15 protein-coding genes are annotated in these 17669 nt (G+C 72.4%); 8 read left to right on the top strand and 7 right to left on the bottom strand.

The window, feature by feature from the left end; translation table 11 throughout:
• Positions 1-104 precede the first annotated feature (104 nt).
• Both recD2 and ACWIGU_RS12795 read right to left on the bottom strand, forming a co-directional pair.
• Positions 105-2408 (bottom strand): SF1B family DNA helicase RecD2, encoded by a 2304-nt coding sequence (gene recD2, locus ACWIGU_RS12800; protein ID WP_454400121.1) that lies wholly within the window; start codon positions 2406-2408, stop codon positions 105-107.
• 55 nt (positions 2409-2463) lie between these two features.
• A complete protein-coding gene (locus tag ACWIGU_RS12795) occupies positions 2464-3048 on the bottom strand; it encodes a hypothetical protein (RefSeq protein ID WP_454400120.1) in 585 nt (194 codons plus the stop codon).
• Positions 3049-3331: 283 nt separating this feature from the next.
• Here ACWIGU_RS12795 and ACWIGU_RS12790 point away from each other — a divergent pair, with 283 nt between their 5' ends.
• The 6 genes from ACWIGU_RS12790 (at position 3332) to ACWIGU_RS12765 (ending at position 9974) form a co-directional block, all read left to right on the top strand.
• On the top strand, positions 3332-4405 hold the full coding sequence (locus ACWIGU_RS12790) for a LacI family DNA-binding transcriptional regulator (protein ID WP_454400118.1): 1074 nt from the start codon (positions 3332-3334) through the stop codon (positions 4403-4405).
• Positions 4402-6000: a sugar ABC transporter ATP-binding protein gene (locus ACWIGU_RS12785; protein ID WP_454400116.1), complete on the top strand. Its 1599-nt coding sequence runs from the start codon at positions 4402-4404 to the stop codon at positions 5998-6000. Before ACWIGU_RS12790 ends, ACWIGU_RS12785 begins: the two co-directional genes overlap by 4 nt.
• Positions 5990-7936, top strand: coding sequence for an ABC transporter permease/substrate-binding protein (locus tag ACWIGU_RS12780; protein WP_454400114.1), 1947 nt, complete (start codon positions 5990-5992; stop codon positions 7934-7936). The genes ACWIGU_RS12785 and ACWIGU_RS12780 overlap by 11 nt, the downstream gene beginning before the upstream one ends.
• Positions 7937-7974: 38 nt before the next feature.
• On the top strand, positions 7975-8883 hold the full coding sequence (locus ACWIGU_RS12775) for a ribokinase (RefSeq protein WP_454400112.1): 909 nt from the start codon (positions 7975-7977) through the stop codon (positions 8881-8883).
• The gene (gene rbsD, locus ACWIGU_RS12770) at positions 8880-9269 is read left to right on the top strand and encodes a D-ribose pyranase (RefSeq protein WP_454400109.1); all 390 of its coding nucleotides are present in this window, start codon (positions 8880-8882) and stop codon (positions 9267-9269) included. The genes ACWIGU_RS12775 and rbsD overlap by 4 nt, the downstream gene beginning before the upstream one ends.
• 240 nt (positions 9270-9509) lie before the next feature.
• On the top strand, positions 9510-9974 hold the full coding sequence (locus ACWIGU_RS12765; protein WP_454400107.1) for a DUF937 domain-containing protein: 465 nt from the start codon (positions 9510-9512) through the stop codon (positions 9972-9974).
• Positions 9975-9995: 21 nt separating this feature from the next.
• On the opposite strand, the gene ACWIGU_RS12760 is transcribed toward ACWIGU_RS12765, so the two are convergent.
• The 3 genes from ACWIGU_RS12760 to ACWIGU_RS12750 are packed head-to-tail and all read right to left on the bottom strand — an operon-like array spanning position 9996 to position 13119.
• Complete coding sequence (locus ACWIGU_RS12760) at positions 9996-10793, bottom strand: sugar phosphate isomerase/epimerase family protein (protein WP_454400561.1); 798 nt, start codon at positions 10791-10793, stop codon at positions 9996-9998.
• A 32-nt stretch (positions 10794-10825) separates the two neighbouring features.
• The gene (locus ACWIGU_RS12755; protein WP_454400105.1) at positions 10826-11965 is read right to left on the bottom strand and encodes a dihydrodipicolinate synthase family protein; all 1140 of its coding nucleotides are present in this window, start codon (positions 11963-11965) and stop codon (positions 10826-10828) included.
• Positions 11962-13119, bottom strand: coding sequence for a Gfo/Idh/MocA family protein (locus ACWIGU_RS12750; protein WP_454400103.1), 1158 nt, complete (start codon positions 13117-13119; stop codon positions 11962-11964). Before ACWIGU_RS12750 ends, ACWIGU_RS12755 begins: the two co-directional genes overlap by 4 nt.
• A 187-nt stretch (positions 13120-13306) precedes the next feature.
• On the opposite strand from ACWIGU_RS12750, the gene ACWIGU_RS12745 reads away from it, so the two are divergent.
• Together ACWIGU_RS12745 and ACWIGU_RS12740 are read left to right on the top strand one after the other, a co-directional pair.
• The gene (locus ACWIGU_RS12745) at positions 13307-14356 is read left to right on the top strand and encodes a LacI family DNA-binding transcriptional regulator (RefSeq protein WP_454400101.1); all 1050 of its coding nucleotides are present in this window, start codon (positions 13307-13309) and stop codon (positions 14354-14356) included.
• Between the two features lie 264 nt (positions 14357-14620).
• Positions 14621-15421 carry a sugar phosphate isomerase/epimerase family protein gene (locus tag ACWIGU_RS12740; protein ID WP_454400099.1) on the top strand — a complete coding sequence of 267 codons (801 nt, stop codon included), beginning with the start codon at positions 14621-14623 and terminating at the stop codon, positions 15419-15421.
• Between the two features lie 24 nt (positions 15422-15445).
• On the opposite strand, the gene aroA is transcribed toward ACWIGU_RS12740, so the two are convergent.
• Positions 15446-16681 (bottom strand): 3-phosphoshikimate 1-carboxyvinyltransferase, encoded by a 1236-nt coding sequence (gene aroA, locus ACWIGU_RS12735; protein ID WP_454400097.1) that lies wholly within the window; start codon positions 16679-16681, stop codon positions 15446-15448.
• The gene (locus tag ACWIGU_RS12730; protein ID WP_454400559.1) at positions 16668-17642 is read right to left on the bottom strand and encodes an EamA family transporter; all 975 of its coding nucleotides are present in this window, start codon (positions 17640-17642) and stop codon (positions 16668-16670) included. The genes aroA and ACWIGU_RS12730 overlap by 14 nt, the downstream gene beginning before the upstream one ends.
• Between the last annotated feature and the right edge of the window lie 27 nt (positions 17643-17669).

Genomic DNA, 17669 nt, shown 5'->3' with positions numbered 1-17669 from the left:
TCGAGGTGCCCTGACTGTTCTCTACCATCCCCCACTTGGCCCAGCAGAGTGCACTCGGGGTCGACCATTGGGCCTATTCGCGGCACTGAGTGCCGCCAACCTGCTCATCCTGCCCCCTTCGCCCTGCTTCCGGAAAGCCCGTGTGACGTTTCCGACTCATTTGATCGATCGAAAGTTACCAAACCGAAGGATGTACCCCCGGAGAGCCGGAAACGGAGCGCTGTGCAACGCCTTCCCGCGGAGACCGTGCGCACCGCCTGGCCGAGCGCTTTGCGTGAACCGACGAGCACCACCAGCTTCTTGGCCCGAGTGACCGCCGTATAGAGGAGGTTCCTCTGCAGCATCATCCAGGCGCCGGTCGTGACCGGGATCACGACGCACGGGTACTCACTCCCCTGGGAGCGGTGGATCGTCACCGCATACGCGTGAGCCAGCTCGTCCAGCTCATCGAATTCGTATACGACTTCCTCGTCCTCGTCGGTGAGTACGGTCAGCCGCTGCTCGTCCGCGTCGAGGGAGGTGACGACACCGACGGTGCCGTTGAAGACGCCGTTCGCCCCCTTCTCGTAGTTGTTTCTGATCTGGGTGACTTTGTCGCCCACGCGGAAGACCCGGCCGCCGAAGCGCTTCTCGGGGAGATCGGGGCGGGCGGGCGTGACGGCTTGCTGGAGCAGGCCGTTGAGGGTGCCGGCACCGGCCGGTCCGCGGTGCATCGGCGCGAGCACCTGGACGTCGCGCCGCGGGTCGAGGCCGAACTTGGCGGGGATGCGGCGGGCGACGACATCGACGGTGAGCCGGCCCGCCTCCTCCGTGTCCTCCTCCGCGAACAGGAAGAAGTCCTTGAGGCCCTGGGTGAGCGGGTGCTGACCCGCGTTGATGCGGTGCGCGTTCGTGACGACGCCGGACTCCTGGGCCTGGCGGAAGATGCGGGTGAGGCGGACCGCGGGGACCGGGCTGCCGTCACCGAGCAGGTCGCGCAGCACTTCGCCCGCGCCGACGCTCGGCAGCTGGTCGACGTCGCCCACGAAGAGCAGATGGGCGCCCGGCGGCACGGCCTTGACCAGCTTGTTGGCCAGCAGGAGGTCCAGCATGGACGCCTCGTCGACCACGACGAGGTCGGCGTCGAGCGGCCGGTCCCTGTCGTACGCGGCGTCACCGCCGGGCTTGAGTTCGAGCAGGCGGTGGACCGTGGACGCCTCCGCGCCCGTCAGCTCGGCCAGGCGCTTGGCGGCGCGGCCCGTGGGGGCGGCGAGGACGACCTTCGCCCGCTTGGCGCGGGCCAGTTCGACGATCGAGCGGACCGTGAACGACTTGCCGCAGCCGGGCCCCCCGGTGAGGACGGCGACCTTCCGCGTCAGGGCGAGCTTCACCGCCTCCTCCTGCTCGGGCGCGAGCTCGGCCCCCGTACGCCCCGCGAGCCAGGTCAGGGCCTTGTCCCACGCGACGTCCCGGAACGCAGGCATCCGGTCCTCGTCGGTGCGCAGAAGGCGCAACAGCTGGGCGGACAGGGAGAGTTCGGCGCGGTGGAAGGGGACGAGATAGACCGCGGTCACCAGCTCCTCCCCGCCTTCCGGGCCCGGCACCCGCTCCCGTACGACGCCCTCATCCTCGCCCGCCAGCTCACCCAGGCAGTCGATGACCAGGCCCGTCTCGACCTGGAGGAGCTTGACCGCGTCGGAGATCAGCTTTTCCTCCGGCAGGAAGCAGTGGCCCTGGTCGGTGGACTGCGAAAGGGCGTACTGCAAACCCGCCTTGACGCGTTCCGGGCTGTCGTGCGGGATGCCGACGGACTGCGCGATGCGGTCGGCGGTGAGGAAGCCGATGCCCCAGACGTCGGACGCGAGCCGGTAGGGCTGGTTCTTGACGACGGAGATCGACGCGTCGCCGTACTTCTTGTAGATGCGCACCGCGATCGACGTGGACACCTCCACGCTCTGGAGGAAGACCATCACTTCCTTGATGGCCTTCTGCTCCTCCCAGGCGTCGGCGATCTTCTTGGTGCGCTTGGGGCCGAGGCCCGGCACCTCGATCAGGCGGCCCGGCTCCTGCTCGATGATGTCGAGGGTGTCCAGGCCGAAGTGACGGGTGATCCGGTCGGCGAAGACCGGGCCGATGCCCTTGACCAGGCCGGAGCCGAGGTAGCGGCGGATGCCCTGGATGGTGGCGGGCAGGACCGTCGTGTAGTTCTCCACGGTGAACTGCTTGCCGTACTGCGGGTGGGAGCCCCAGCGGCCCTCCATGCGCAGCGACTCGCCGGCCTGCGCGCCGAGCAGCGCGCCGACGACGGTGAGCAGATCGCCGCCACCGCGGCCGGTGTCCACGCGGGCGACCGTGTACCCGCTCTCCTCATTGGCGTAGGTGATCCGCTCGAGGACCCCCTCGAGCACCGCCATCCCCGGGTTCGGCATGAGGCGACCGTACCGGTGGGGTCGGACACCCGGACAGCGGTGCCCTGATGACGGACTACAGGCCGCCCATGGGTTCGATGTCCACCTTGACGGGTGTGCCCCAGACCCGCACCACCTCGTAGTCCGTGAAGGCGTGGACCAGGCGGTACGCCGAGGCCGCGCGGGGCTCCCTGCGCTGGGCCGCGAGATAGTGCTCGGCCTCCCTGCGGTCGTGCCGCGGGGTGCCGCACAGCTGCCACACCTGGCCGTTCCACTTCTCGGGGAGCCAGCGCTGCTGGGGCTGCGGGCGGTCCTCCCGGATGCCGTACCGCGACATCGACGGGGCGTCCGCGGCCTCGCCCTGCCGAGGTCTGGCGGGATACGCGCCGTTGATCTCGGAGCGGCGGGCGACCCGGCGGCGGGTCTCGCACAGGAGGCACAGGTCCTGCGCGTTCTCGTCGACCGGGCCCGTCGGGTGCTCGGGGCAGCGGGTGGTGGGCGCGTCGCCCGTGACGGAGTCCTCGACGAGGTCCAGCGCGCGCTTCACGTCCGCGCGCATCTCGTGCAGCTTGCTGTCGGGCGTGTCGGCGCCGAGGCCCTCGCCGTGCTCGCCGAGGAGGCGCAGGGCCCGGCCGAGCGCGGTGAGCTGTGCGTGATTCACGGGCGTGCGCCCCTTCCGTGCGGGTTGCGTGGCTGACTCCGCCAGCGTCTCACGCACCACTGACACGGCCGTCCGGCACCGGCCGCGAGTGCGGCGTACATCACGATCCGGTCTCGACAAGCGGAACGGGGGTTGCCAAGAGCCCGTGTAATCGATTCCAATCCTCCGTGTAATCGATTCCATGACGGTGTCGGTCCACGTCTCGGACCAGATTCCGGCCCCGTTGCGCACCAGGTTCCGGAACCCGTTCCGGTCCCTGCAGCCACAAGGAGGTGGTCCCGCGATGGCGAGCATCAAGGACGTCGCCGCGGCGGCGGGTGTCTCCGTCGCCACGGTCTCGCGGGTGCTGAACAGCCACCCGTCCGTGAGCCCGGACGCCCGCGCACGCGTGCTCGGCGCCGTCGAGTCGCTCGGCTACCGCCCGAACGCCGTGGCCCGCTCCCTGCGCACCGCCCAGACCCGCACGCTCGGCCTGGTCATCAGTGACGTACTCAACCCGTACTTCACCGAGCTGGCCCGCTCCGTGGAGGAGGAGGCCCGCGCGCTGGGCTACAGCGTCATCATCGGGAACGCGGACGAACAGCCCGACATCCAGGACCACCACGTACGCACGCTCGTCGACCGGCGCATCGACGGCCTCCTCGTCTCCCCCACCGACGGCGGCTCGCCGCTGATGCTGGAGGCCGCGCGGGCCGGTACGCCGATGGTCTTCGTCGACCGCTGGATCCCGGGCGTGGACGTGCCCGTGGTCCGGTCCGACGGGCGCGCCGCCGTGCGCGACCTCGTGGCCCATCTGCACGCCCTCGGCCACCGCCGCCTCGCCATCATCGCGGGGCCCGCCGCCACCACGACGGGCAGCGAGCGCGTCGAGGCGTTCCGCGAGGCGCTCGCGGCGTTCGGCATCGCACTGCCGGACGCCTACATCGGGCAGGGCGACTTCCAGGCGGACAGCGGCCGGCGCGCGACGGAGCGCTTCCTCGCCCTGTCCGAGCCGCCCGAGGCCGTGTTCGCCGCCGACAACCTGATGGCGCTCGGCGCGCTCGACGCGATCAGGGCCGCCGGGCTGCGCGTGCCGCACGACATCGGGCTCGCGGCCTTCGACGACATCCCCTGGTTCGTGCACACCGACCCGCCGGTGACGGCGATCGCGCAGCCGACCAAGGACCTCGGCCGGGCCGCCGTACGGGCCCTGATCGACCGCATCGAGGGCAGGCCCCCGCAGTCGGTGACGCTGCCGGCGCGTCTGGTCGTCCGCCGGTCCTGCGGCGAGGCGGGGACCTTTGAGCCCCAGGCCCCGGCCCCCACGGCTCCCGCAGACACCCCCACCGCCACGACCTCAACGAGGAGGAACCCGTGAGCAACCCGGAAGAGCGGCCCGGCCAGGAGCCGGCCCGGCCGGCCGACGAGCTGCTGCGCATCGAGGGGATACGCAAGACGTTCCCCGGCGTCGTCGCGCTCGACAGCGTCGACTTCGATCTGCGCCGCGGCGAGGTGCACGTACTGCTCGGCGAGAACGGCGCGGGCAAGAGCACCCTCATCAAGATGCTGTCCGGCGCCTACCGGCCCGACGCGGGCCGGATCGTCGTCGACGGCCGGGAGGCCCGTATCCACGGGGCGCAGGACGCCGAGCGTCTCGGGATCGCCACCATCTACCAGGAGTTCAACCTCGTCCCCGATCTGACGGTCGCCGAGAACATCTTCCTGGGCCGCCAGCCGCGCCGCCTCGGGATGATCGACCGCAAGAAGATGGAGGCCGACGCCGAGGAGCTGCTCCGGCGCGTCGGCCTGACGGTGTCGCCCCGCACCCGGGTGCGCGAACTGGGCATCGCCCGCCTCCAGATGGTCGAGATCGCGAAGGCCCTGAGCCTGGACGCCCGCGTCCTGATCATGGACGAGCCGACGGCCGTGCTCACCTCGGAGGAGGTCGACAAGCTCTTCGGGATCGTGCGCGCGCTGCGCGAGGACGGCGTCGGCGTCGTCTTCATCACCCACCACCTGGAGGAGATCGCCGCGCTCGGCGACCGCGTCACGGTCATCCGCGACGGCAGAAGCGTCGGCCAGGTCCCCGCGTCCACCCCCGAGGCCGAGCTCGTACGGCTCATGGTGGGCCGCAGCATCGAGCAGCAGTACCCGCGCGAGCGGCCCCGGCTCGACGCCGCCGACGCCCCGTTGCTGCGGGTCGAGGGACTGACCCGCGACGGGGTCTTCCACGACGTGCACTTCGAGGTGCGGGCCGGCGAGGTCGTCGGCATCGCGGGCCTCGTGGGCGCGGGCCGTACCGAGGTCGTCCGTGCCGTGTTCGGCGCCGACCCGTACGACCAGGGCACGGTCGAGGTCGCGGGCGCGCGGCTGCCGCGGCACGACGTGAACGCGGCGATGGCCGCCGGCGTCGGGCTCGTGCCCGAGGACCGCAAGGGGCAGGGCCTCCTCCTTGACGCCTCCGTCGAGGAGAACCTGGCCCTCGTCACCCTGCGTTCGGCGACCCGCGCGGGCCTCGTGGACCGCAGGTCGCAGCGCGTCGCGGCCGCCCGCATGGCCGAGCAGCTCGGCGTGCGCATGGCCGGGCTCGGCCAGCATGTGCGCACCCTGTCCGGCGGCAACCAGCAGAAGGTCGTCATCGGCAAGTGGCTGCTCGCCGACATCAAGGTCCTCATCCTCGACGAGCCGACGCGCGGCATCGACGTCGGCGCGAAGGTCGAGATCTACCAGCTCGTCAACGAACTCACCGCGGCCGGGCACGCCGTCCTGATGATCTCCAGCGATCTGCCGGAGGTCCTCGGGATGAGCGACCGGGTCCTCGTCATGGCGCAGGGCCGGATCGCGGGCGAACTCGCGGCCGGCGAGGCGACCCAGGACTCCGTGATGGCGCTCGCCGTCAGCACCGCCGTATCTCCGGCGTCCCCGGCAACCACCCCCGAACACAATGAAGTGGAGGGCTCCCGTGGCCACTGACACGCTCAAGAGCAGCACGGCCGGCGCGGGTGGCCTGCGCCGCGTCCTGCTCGACAACGGCGCGCTGAGCGCCCTGGTCGTCCTGGTCATCGCGATGTCGCTGCTGTCCGGCGACTTCCTGACCACGCAGAACCTGCTCAACGTCGGCGTGCAGGCCGCCGTGACCGCGATCCTCGCGTTCGGCGTCACCTTCGTCATCGTCTCGGCGGGCATCGACCTGTCGGTCGGCTCCGTGGCGGCGCTGTCGGCGACGGTCCTCGCGTGGGCCGCGACCAGTGAGGGCGTCCCGGTGTGGATCGCCGTGATCCTCGCCGTCGTCACCGGTGTCGCCTGCGGATTCGTCAACGGCGCGCTGGTCTCGTACGGCAAGCTCCCGCCGTTCATCGCGACGCTCGCGATGCTGTCGGTGGGGCGTGGTCTGTCGCTCGTCATCTCGCAGGGCAGCCCGATCCCGTTCCCGTCGTCCGTCTCGCGGGTCGGGGACACGCTGGGCGGCTGGCTGCCGGTGCCGGTGCTCGTGATGGTCGTCATGGGGCTGGTCACGGCGCTGATCCTGGGCCGTACGTTCATCGGCCGGTCCATGTTCGCGATCGGCGGCAACGAGGAAGCGGCGCGCCTGTCGGGTCTGCGCGTCAAGCGGCAGAAGGTCGTCATCTACGCCCTGTCGGGCCTGTTCGCCGCGGTCGCGGGCATCGTCCTCGCCTCGCGTCTGACCTCCGCGCAGCCGCAGGCCGCGCAGGGTTACGAGCTGGACGCCATCGCCGCGGTCGTCATCGGCGGCGCGTCGCTGTCCGGCGGCGTCGGCAAGGCGTCGGGCACGTTCATCGGCGCGCTGATCCTCGCCGTGCTCAGGAACGGCCTCAACCTCCTTTCCGTGTCCGCGTTCTGGCAGCAGGTCGTCATCGGCGTCGTCATCGCGCTCGCCGTGCTCCTCGACACCGTGCGCCGCAAGGCGGGCGCGACCCCGACGGCCACCGGCGCCGCGTCCGGGCCGGGCGGCTCCAAGCGCAAGCAGGCCGCCCAGTACGTCATCGCGGCCGTCGTCGCCGCGGCGGTCATCGGCGGCATCTCCCTCTGGAACAACGGCTCTTCGGGTACGTCGACCAAGCTCGGCCTGTCCGTCTCGACGCTGAACAACCCCTTCTTCGTGCAGATGAAGGCGGGCGCGCAGGCCGAGGCGAAGAAGGAGGGCGTCAAGCTCACGGTCACGGACGCCCAGAACGACGCGTCCCAGCAGGCCAACCAGCTCCAGAACTTCACCAGTGAGGGCATGAGCTCGGTCATCGTGAACCCCGTCGACTCCGACGCCGTCGGTCCCGCCGTGCGCGGCGCCAACAAGGCCGGCATCCCCGTCGTCGCCGCCGACCGCGGCGTCAACAAGGCGAAGACGGCCACGCTTGTCGCCTCCGACAACGTCGCGGGCGGCCGCCAGGCGGCGAAGACCCTCGCCGGCAAGCTCGGCGGCCGCGGGAAGATCGTGATCCTCCAGGGCACGGCCGGCACCTCCGCCAGCCGGGAGCGCGGCCAGGGCTTCGCCGAGGGCATCAAGGCGTACCCCGGCATCAAGGTCGTCGCCAAGCAGCCCGCGGACTTCGACCGCACCAAGGGCCTCGACGTCATGACGAACATGCTCCAGGCCAACGCGGGCGTCGACGGCGTCTTCGCCGAGAACGACGAGATGGCCCTCGGCGCGATCAAGGCGCTCGGCTCCAAGGCCGGCAAGTCCGTCGCCGTCGTCGGCTTCGACGGCACGCCGGACGGCCTGAAGGCCGTCGAAGCGGGCACGCTGTACGCGTCCGTCGCGCAGCAACCGAAGGAGCTCGGCCGGATCGCCGTGCAGAACGCGGTCAGGGCGGCGAAGGACAAGGAGGTCGCGCAGATGGTCAAGGTGCCGGTGAAGGTCGTCACCTCGAAGAACGTCGCGAGCTTCAAGTGACCGTCGCGAACACGGAGAAGGCGGAGAGAGTGACAGCGATGCACGACTACGACCTGTTGGTGGTGGGGTCGGCCAACGTCGACCTGGTGACCGTCGTCGAGCGCCGCCCCGGCGCCGGGGAGACCGTCCTCGGCTCGGACCTCGCCGTCCACCCGGGCGGCAAGGGCGCCAACCAGGCGGTCGCCGCCGCGCGCCTCGGGGCCCGTACGGCGCTGCTCGCGCGGGTCGGCGACGACGGGCACGGGCGGCTGCTTCTCGACTCGATGAAGTCGGCGGGCGTCGACCCGGTCGGCGTCCTCGTCGGCGGGGCGCCCACCGGGGTCGCCCTGATCACGGTCGACCCGTCCGGGGACAACAGCATCGTGGTGTCACCGGGTGCCAACGCCCGGCTCACCCCGCAGGACGTCAGGGCCGCAGGCAGCCTCTTCCAGGCGTCGCGGGTCGTCTCGGTGCAGCTGGAGATCCCGCTCGACACGGTCGCGGAGGCCGTACGGGCCCTGGCGCCGGGCAGCCGGTTCGTCCTCAACCCGTCCCCGCCCGCTCCGCTGCCCGCCGAGGTCCTCGCGGCCTGCGACCCGCTCATCGTCAACGAGCACGAGGCGCGGGTCGTGCTCGGCGCGGACGTCGCCGGCGCCCCCGACGACCCCGACGACTGGGCGTCGGCGCTGCTCGCCCTCGGACCGCGCTCCGTCGTGATCACGCTGGGCGCCGAGGGCGCGCTGGTGGCCGACGCCGCGGGGACGCGCCGCGTGCCGTCCGTCAAGGTGACGGCCGTGGACACGACCGGTGCGGGGGACGCCTTCACGGCGGCCCTGGCATGGCGGCTCGGCGCGGGCGAGAGCCTCGCGGACGCGGCGGCCTTCGCGGCCCGCGTCGGCGCGGCGGCGGTCACGAAGGAGGGCGCGCAGGCGTCGTACCCGACGACCGCCGAGGTCGCGGCGCTGTGAGGAAGGCCGGCATACTCAACCGCCACCTGGCCGGCGCGCTCGCCGAGCTGGGCCATGGCGACGGCGTGCTCGTGTGCGACGCGGGCATGCCGATCCCGGCGGGGCCGCGGGTCGTGGACCTGGCGTTCCGGGCCGGTGTCCCCTCGTTCGCCGAGGTACTCGACGGGCTCCTGGACGAGCTGGTCGTGGAGGGCGGGACGGCCGCTGCCGAGATCCGGGCCGCGAACCCCGATGCCGCGGGGCTGCTCGCGGAGCGCCTGCCCGCGCTCGACTTCGTCCCGCACGAGGAGCTGAAGGAGCTCTCACGGGGCGCGCGGCTCGTCGTCCGTACGGGAGAGGCGCGGCCGTACGCGAACGTGCTGCTGCGCTGCGGGGTCTTCTTCTAGGCAGGTCAGCAGGTCCTGATCGCAGACGTGCAGGCGTGCAGGCGTGCAAAAGGGGGCCCGGTCGGCGGACCGGGCCCCCTGACGCTTCCCTCCCCATCAGAACCCCCGCGATCCCCCCGGATCCCCCCCTCCAGAAGTCCTGATGCCACATACGACCCGCCAAGCGCGGAAAGGGTTGCACGGTCGGCCCGGAATCTTTTCGGGGTGCCGACACACTGGGGCAGACGTAGCGTTTCGGGCATGAGCGAAAACACCGGATCTGCCGAACCCTCCCTGCAGAAGGACGTACTCGACGAGCTCGGCGACGACCGGCTGAGCGAGATCGCCGGGCTGCTCGGTACGGACGCGGCGGGCGCGCAGGACGTCGTGAGCACTACCGTCTCCGAGCTCTCCGGAGGGCTCAGGGAGAAGGCCACGGCCGACCCCCAGCAGGCCGAGGAGGTCCGGCAGGCGCTCGCCGAGACCGAGGAGCAGCAGCCGCTGCAGGGCGTCGCCGCCTTGGGCGGGCTCGGCGGCCTGGCGGGCGGCGGCCTGATGGCCGGGATCCTGGCGAAGATGAGCCGGCCCGTCGCGACCGCCGTCGCGAAGAAGACGGGCCTGCCGCCCGCGACGGTGACACGGGTCATCGAGCTCCTGGTCCCGGTGGTGCTCGCCGTCTTCACCAAGCGGGCCGCGGGCAGGAAGGCGGGCCGCGGCCCCCTGTAGGAGGCCGCCCGCCCGGAAGACTCAGCCGGCGTACCGCACGAAGCGGTCCGCCGTCTCCGCGAGGACCTCGCGCCCGTCGCGCGCCCACAGCCCGTCGTTGAACAGCTCCACCTCGACGGGCCCCGTGTATCCGGCGGCCTCGACGAGGCCGCGCCACGCGCGCATGTCGATCGCGCCGTCGCCGATCTGGCCCCGCCCGTTGAGGACGCCCTCGGGCAACGGCGTGGTCCAGTCGGCCAGTTGGAAGGCGTGCAGCCGCCCGCCCGCCCCCGCGCGCGCGATCTGCGCGGGCGCCCGGTCGTCCCACCAGATGTGGTACGTGTCCACGCAGACGCCGACCTGCTCGGCGGGGAAGCGCTCGGCCAGGTCGAGCGCCTGCGCCAGCGTCGACACGACGCAGCGGTCGGAGGCGTACATCGGGTGCAGCGGCTCGATCGCGAGCCGGACGCCCCGCTCGGCGGCGTACGGGCCGAGCTCCGCGAGCGCGTCGGCGATCCGCTCCCGCGCGCCGTGCAGGTCCTTGCTGCCTTCGGGGAGGCCGCCGGAGACCAGGACGAGGGTGTCCGTGCCGAGGGCCGCCGCCTCGTCGACGGCCGCGCGGTTGTCGTCGAGGGCCCGCACGCGCGCGTCCGGGTCGACCGCGGTGAGGAAGCCGCCCCGGCACAGCGTGGTGACGGCGAGGCCCGCGCCCCGTACGAGCTTCGCCGCGGCCTCGACCCCGTACGTCTGCACGGGCTCGCGCCACAGGCCGACGCCCGGGACGTCCAACTCGGCGCAGGCCGCGACGAGTTCTTCGAGGCCGAGCTGCTTGACGGTCATCTGGTTGATGGAGAAGCGGTCGAGTGCGTGGCTCACTGGTCGACTCCGTACACGCTGAGCAGGGACTTCATCCGGGTCTCGGCGAGGGCGGGATCCGGGAACAGGCCCAGGCCGTCGGCGAGTTCGTAGGCGCGGGCGAGGTGCGGGAGCGGTCGGGCCGACTGGAGGCCGCCGACCATCGCGAAGTGGGACTGGTGGCCCGCGAGCCACGCGAGCAGGACGACGCCCGTCTTGTAGAAGCGGGTCGGCGTCTCGAAGAGGTGCCGGGACAACTCGACGGTCGGGTCGAGCAGTTCACGGAACTTGGCGGTGTCCCCCGTGTCGAGGACGCGGACCGCCTGTGCCGCGAGCGGGCCCAGCGGGTCGAAGATGCCGAGGAGCGCGTGGCTGAACCCCTGCTCGTCGCCCGCGATCAGCTCGGGGTAGTTGTAGTCGTCCCCCGTGTAGCAGCGCACGCCCCGCGGGAGGCGGCGGCGCAGCTCGACCTCGCGCCGGGCGTCCAGGAGCGAGACCTTGATGCCGTCGACCTTGTCCGGGTGCGCGGCGATGACGTCGAGGAACGTCCCGGTGGCGGCGTCGAGGTCCGGTGAACCCCAGTAGCCCTCCAGGGCGGGGTCGAACATCGGGCCGAGCCAGTGCAGGATGACGGGCTCGGCGGCCTGGCGCAGCAGATGCCCGTAGACGTCGAGGTAGTCCTCGGGTCCGCACGCCGCGGCCGCCAGGGCCCGCGAGGCCATGAGGATCGCCTGCGCGCCCGTCCCCTCCACGAGCGCGAGCTGCTCCTCGTAGGCCGCGCGGACCTCGGCGAGCGTGGCGGGCCCGGACAGCTGGTCGGTGCCCACCCCGCACGCGATCGCGCCGCCGGCCGACTTCGCCTCGGCGGTCGAGCGCCGGATCAGCTCGGCCGCGCCCGTCCAGTCGAGGCCCATGCCGCGCTGGGCGGTGTCCATGGCCTCGGCCACGCCAAGGCCGTGCGCCCACAGATGACGGCGGAAGGCGAGTGTGGCCTCCCAGTCGACGGAGCCCGCGTCGGCGAGCGGGTCCGCGACGACGTGCGCGGCCGAGAAGACGGTCCGCGAGACGAGAGGGGCGCCCGTGGTGAAGGAGGCGGGCTCGGCGCGCGGGGTGTAGGCGCGCAGCGAACCGCCGGGGCCGGGGAGTCGGATCGTCACAGGCTGATCTCCGGAACGTCCAGGCGGCGGCCCTGTGCCGACGACTTCAGGCCGAGCTCGGCGAGCTGCACGCCGCGGGCGCCGGCGAACAGGTCCCAGCGGTAGGGCGCGTCGGCGTACACGTGCTTGAGGAACAGCTCCCACTGCGCCTTGAAGCCGTTGTCGAACTCCTGGTTGTCAGGGACCTCCTGCCACTGGTCGCGGAAGGAGTACGTGGCCGGCAGGTCCGGGTTCCATACGGGCTTCGGGGTCGAAGCACGGTGCTGGACACGGCAGTTGCGCAGCCCGGCGACCGCGGAGCCCTGCGTGCCGTCCACCTGGAACTCGACGAGCTCGTCCCGGTTGACCCGCACCGACCAGGAGGAGTTGATCTGCGCGACGGCGCCGCCGTCGAGCTCGAAGATGCCGTACGCCGAGTCGTCTGCGGTCGCGTCGTAGGGCTTGCCGCCCTCGTCCCAGCGCTGCGGGATGTGCGTCGAGGCCAGCGCCTGCACGCTGGTCACGCGGCCGAACAGCTCGTGGAGCACGTACTCCCAGTGCGGGAACATGTCGACGACGATGCCGCCGCCGTCCTGTGACCGGTAGTTCCAGCTCGGCCGCTGCGCCTCCTGCCAGTCGCCCTCGAAGACCCAGTAGCCGAACTCGCCGCGCACGGACAGGATCCGCCCGAAGAAGCCGCCGTCGATGAGGCGCTTGAGCTTGAGCAGGCCCGGCAGGAACAGCTTGTCCTGGACGACGCCGTGCCTGATGCCCTTCGCCTTGGCCAGGCGGGCCAGCTCGAGCGCGCCGTCGAGGCTCGTCGCCGAGGGCTTCTCCGTGTAGAGGTGCTTTCCGGCGGCGATGGCCTTCTTGAGCGCCTCCTCGCGGGCGGAGGTGACCTGCGCGTCGAAGTAGATGTCGATGGTGTCGTCGGCGAGGACGGCGTCGAGGTCGGTGGAGATGTTCGCCGGGTCGAGGCCGTGCTGCTCGGCGAGCGCGAGCAGCGCGTGCTCGCGGCGGCCGACGAGGACGGGCTCGGGCCACAGCACCGTGCCGTCGCCGAGGTCGAGGCCGCCCTGTTCGCGCAGGGCGAGGAGGGAGCGGACGAGGTGCTGGCGGTAGCCCATGCGCCCCGTCACCCCGTTCATGGCGATGCGCACCGTCTTGCGTGTCACGAGATTCCCTTCGTACGGATGCGTACTGACCGGACCGAGACGCCGATGAAGAACACGCTCGTCGTAGCAAGCGCTTTCTACACGGGAAGAAGCTAGCCTCTGCACAGCCGGTCGGACAAGACCGGGGGCTGATGAAACGGGATGCGAGGCCGGACGGACACCGGACGGCCGACCGGAGGATGATGCGATGACCGTGACCCTGGCGGACGTGGCGGCACGCGCCCAGGTCTCCCCCGCCACCGTGTCCCGCGTGCTGAACGGCAACTACCCCGTGGCGGCGGCCACGCGCGAGCGGGTGCTGCGCGCGGTGGACGACCTCGACTACGTGCTGAACGGGCCGGCCAGCGCCCTGGCCGCCGCCACCTCCGACCTGGTCGGCATCCTCGTGAACGACATCGCCGACCCGTTCTTCGGGATCATGGCGGGGGCCGTGCAGTCCGAGATCGTGGGGCCCGGCGGGCGCGCGGGCGGCGAGCGGCTCGCGGTCGTGTGCAACACCGGCGGGTCGCCCGAGCGCGAACTCACCTATCTGACGCTCCTCCAGCGCCAGCGGGCCGCGGCCGTCGTCCTCACGGGCGGCGCGGTCGAGGACGCCGAACACGCCCAGGCGATCTCCGGGAAGCTGCGGCGGCTCGCGGACGCCGGGACGCGGGTCGTCCTGTGCGGGCGGCCGCCCGTGCCGGACGCGGACGCGGTGGCGCTCGCCTTCGACAACCGCGGCGGCGGCCGGGCGCTCACCGACCACCTGCTCGACCTCGGCCACCGCAGGATCGGGTACATCGCGGGCCCCGAGGAACGGACGACGACCCGCCACCGCCTGGAGGGACATCGCGCGGCGCTGGCGGCGCGGGGCATGCCGGACGACGCCGGGTGGACCGTGCACGGCCCGTACGACCGGCGGTCCGGTTACGAGGCGACGGTCGAACTCCTGCGCCGCGAGCCGTCGTTGACGGCGGTGGTCGCCGCGAACGACACGGTGGCGCTCGGCGCGTGCGCCGCGCTGCGGGAGGCGGGCCTGAGCATTCCGGGCGACGTCTCGGTGGCCGGCTTCGACGACCTCCCGTTCAGCGTGGACGCGGTACCGGCCCTGACCACGGTCCGGCTGCCACTGGCGGAGGCGGGGGCCCGCGCGGGCCGCATCGCGATGGGCCGCGAGGCGGCTCCCGCCGGGGGGATGGCTGTGGTGCAGGGGGAGTTGATGGTGCGGGGGTCTACGGGGGTGCCGTCCAGGGCGTAGGGCTCGGGCGGGTGAGCGGACCTGCATCCGCTCACCCGCCCGGAGCGGGCGATGAATACGTGGTCGACGCACGGAATCGGCTTGGCCAAGCCGTGACCTGCATGGCAGGGACGTTGCCGAAGCTTGGCGCGGCAAGGCGATCGGGCCGGGCGCGGTCAGGTGTCGCGCCGTCATCGGGTGCCTCGCGCGGCCGCTTCACCCGGCCGCCGCATCCGCGCCCGGCGCGCCCTTGACCCCTGCCCGCGGCCCGGTAGCGTCCCCGCCATGAAACTGGCCTTCTCCACGCTCGGGGTTCCCGGGCTTCCCCTCGCCGATGTCGTGCGGCTCGCCGGCGAGCACGGGTATCACGGTGTCGAGCTGCGCGCCCATCCCGAGGAACCCGTACATCCCGGGCTCGGGCCCGCCGAACGGGCCGACGCCGCCGCCGAGTTCAAGGCCGCCGGGGTCGAGATCCTCGGGCTCGCCGGGTACGCGCGCGTGGCCGCTCCCGGCGAGGACGAACCGGTGATCGCGGAGATCGGGTCACTCCTCGAACTCGCCCGTGACGTGGGCGCGCCCTTTGTACGCGTCTTCCCGGGCGGCGGCACGGAGCAGAGCCGCGCCGAGGCCGACGCGACGGCCGCCCGGCGCCTGGGCACCGCCGCCGAGTACGCCGCGGACCTCGGCGTCCGCATCCTCCTGGAGACCCACGACTCGCACCGCACCGGGGCCGACGCGACGCGCGTGCTCGGCCCCGTCGGACACCGGCAGGTCGGCGCCCTGTGGGACGTCATGCACACCTGGCTCGGCGGCGAGCAGCCCGTGGCGTCGTACGCGGCGCTGTCCCCGCACCTGGGCTACGTACAGGTGAAGGACATCGCGGGCGCCGACGACACGACGCCGCTCGCGCTGGGCGCGGGCGTGCTGCCGCTCACCGAGGTCGTGGACGTGCTGTGCCGCGAGGGCTGGGACGGGTGGCTGTGCTGGGAGTACGAGAAGCGCTGGTATCCGGACGCCGCCCCGCTGCCCGGGCTCCTGACGGCCGGGCGTGAGCATCTCGCCCGGCTGCTCAACGAGTCGGCGTAGCACGCCGGGCGGCCGTCCGAACGGCTATCCGAACACCTTCGCGAACGCCTCGTGGAAGCCGGGGAACGTCTTCCGCACGCACCCCGGGTCGTCGTACGTGACCCCGCCGGGGATCCGCAGCCCCGTCACCGCGAAGGACATCGCGATGCGGTGATCCCCGTACGTGGTGATCTGCGCCGGGGCCGGGGTGCCCGGCTGGATCTCGATCCAGTCGGGTCCCGTCGCGACCGTCACCCCGAGCCCGCGCAGGTTCCGCGCGCAGGCCTCCAGGCGGTCGCACTCCTTGACGCGCGTGTTGTGCACGTCCTCGATGCGGACCGGGCCGCTCGCGTACGGCGCGATCGCCGCGAGGGTCGGCATCGTGTCGGAGATGTCCCGCATGTTGACCGTGATGCCGGACAGGCCCGCGGGGCCGGGCGCGGTGACCGTGGTGCGGTCCGCCGTCGTCGTCACCCCGGCGCCCATGCGCCGCAGTACGTCGACGAACGCCAGGTCGCCCTGGAGCGCGTCTTTCCCGAGCCCTTCGACGGTGACCTCGCCGCCGGTGACGGCCGCCGCCGCGAAGAAGTAGCTCGCGGTCGAGGCGTCGGGCTCGATCGCGTAGGTGGTGGCGCGGTAGCCGCCGGGCGCGACCTCGAACACGTTGCCGTCGCGGCGGACTTCGGCCCCGAAGCTGCGCATCATCGCCAGGGTGATCCCGATGTACGGCGCCGAGACCAGGTCGGTGACCGTGATGCGCAGGCCGGTCCTGGTCAGCGGGCCGAGCAGCAGGAGCGCGGTGAGGTACTGGGACGACTGGCCGGCGTCCAGGGTCACGTCACCGCCCTCCACCCCGCCCGCCGTGACCGTGAGCGGGTGGTGCCCCTCGGCCTCCTCGTGACGGAGGTCCACACCCAGGTCGCGCAGGGCCCTGCTGAGCGGAGCGAGGGGACGGCGGCGCATCTGGGGCGAGGCGTCGAAGCGGTACGTGCCGTGCGCGGCGGCCGACGTGAGCGTGGGCAGGAAGCGTGCGGTGGTCGCGCCGTCGCGGCAGTACACGTCGGCGTCGGTCGTGGCGGGGCCGGTCGGCCGGCCCTCGATGTGCCAGGCGTCCGGGCCGCGTTCGACGCCGTAACCGAGCCGGAGCAGACCTTCGGCGAAGCCCTCGGTGTCGTCCGAGCCGAGGGGGCGCAGGAGGGTGGTGGTGCCCTGCGCGGCCGCGGCGAGGAACAGCGCCCGCGCCGTCACGGACTTGGAACCGGGGAGCTCAACGACTGGCATGCGCTTCATGGTCCTCGACGGGCAGCGCGGGCGCCGGAGTGTCCACACGCTGGACGGTCCGGATCCGGGGAGCGGGCGCGAGCGACGCGAGAGCGACACCGCCGACGAGGAGCGCGGCGGCGCACCAGCGCAGGGGGCTGACGCTCTCGCCGAGGAAGAGCGCGGCGGACGACATCCCGAACACCGGGACGAGCAACGTGAACGGGGCGACCGACGAGGCGGGGTGGCTGCGCAGCAGGAAGCTCCAGGCGCCGAATCCGAAGAGCGTGGTGACCCAGGCGACGAACGCGATGATGCCGACGCCGGTCCAGTCGAGCGAGGCGAGCGCCCGGCTGTCGCGGTCCCAGCCCTCGAAGGCGAGGGACAGCGCGAACAGCGGCAGGACGGGGACGGCCGACGTCCACACCATGAAGGAGAAGGGGGCGGGCGGTGCCGCCTTGCGGGTGAGAACGTTCGAGACGCCCCAGCCGACGGCGGCCACGACGACGAGCGTGAAGCCGAGCAAGGGGCCGCTCGCGCCCTCGTCGGCGGCCGCGACGCCGATCCCGGCGAGCGCGACGACCATGCCGGCCAGGCGGATCCGGCCGGGCCGTTCGCCGAGCGCGACGAAGGCGAACAGGGCGGTGAACACGGCCTGGATCTGCAGGACGAGGGAGGAGAGCCCGGCGGGCATCCCCTGGTTCATACCGACGAAGAGCAGCCCGAACTTCATGACGCCGAGGGCCAGCCCGACACCGACCACCCCTCCCCAAGCTCCCCACTTCGTTCGAGCAGGGGAGACCCCGTCCCACGCCACCATCGGCCGCCCCACGAAGAACACCGCGGGCAGCGCCGCGACGAGGAAGCGCAGGGCCGAGAAGAGCAGCGGCGGGAAGTGGTCGAGGCCGACCTCGATGACGACGAAGTTGACGCCCCAGACGGCGGTGACGAGGACGGCGAGCGCGATGTGGGACGGGCGCATGGGGAGCGTAGGAGCCATGCGTCGAGG

The organism is Streptomyces sp. NPDC055400 (assembly GCF_053644375.1).
This window is presented reverse-complemented; position numbering and strand designations above follow the sequence as displayed.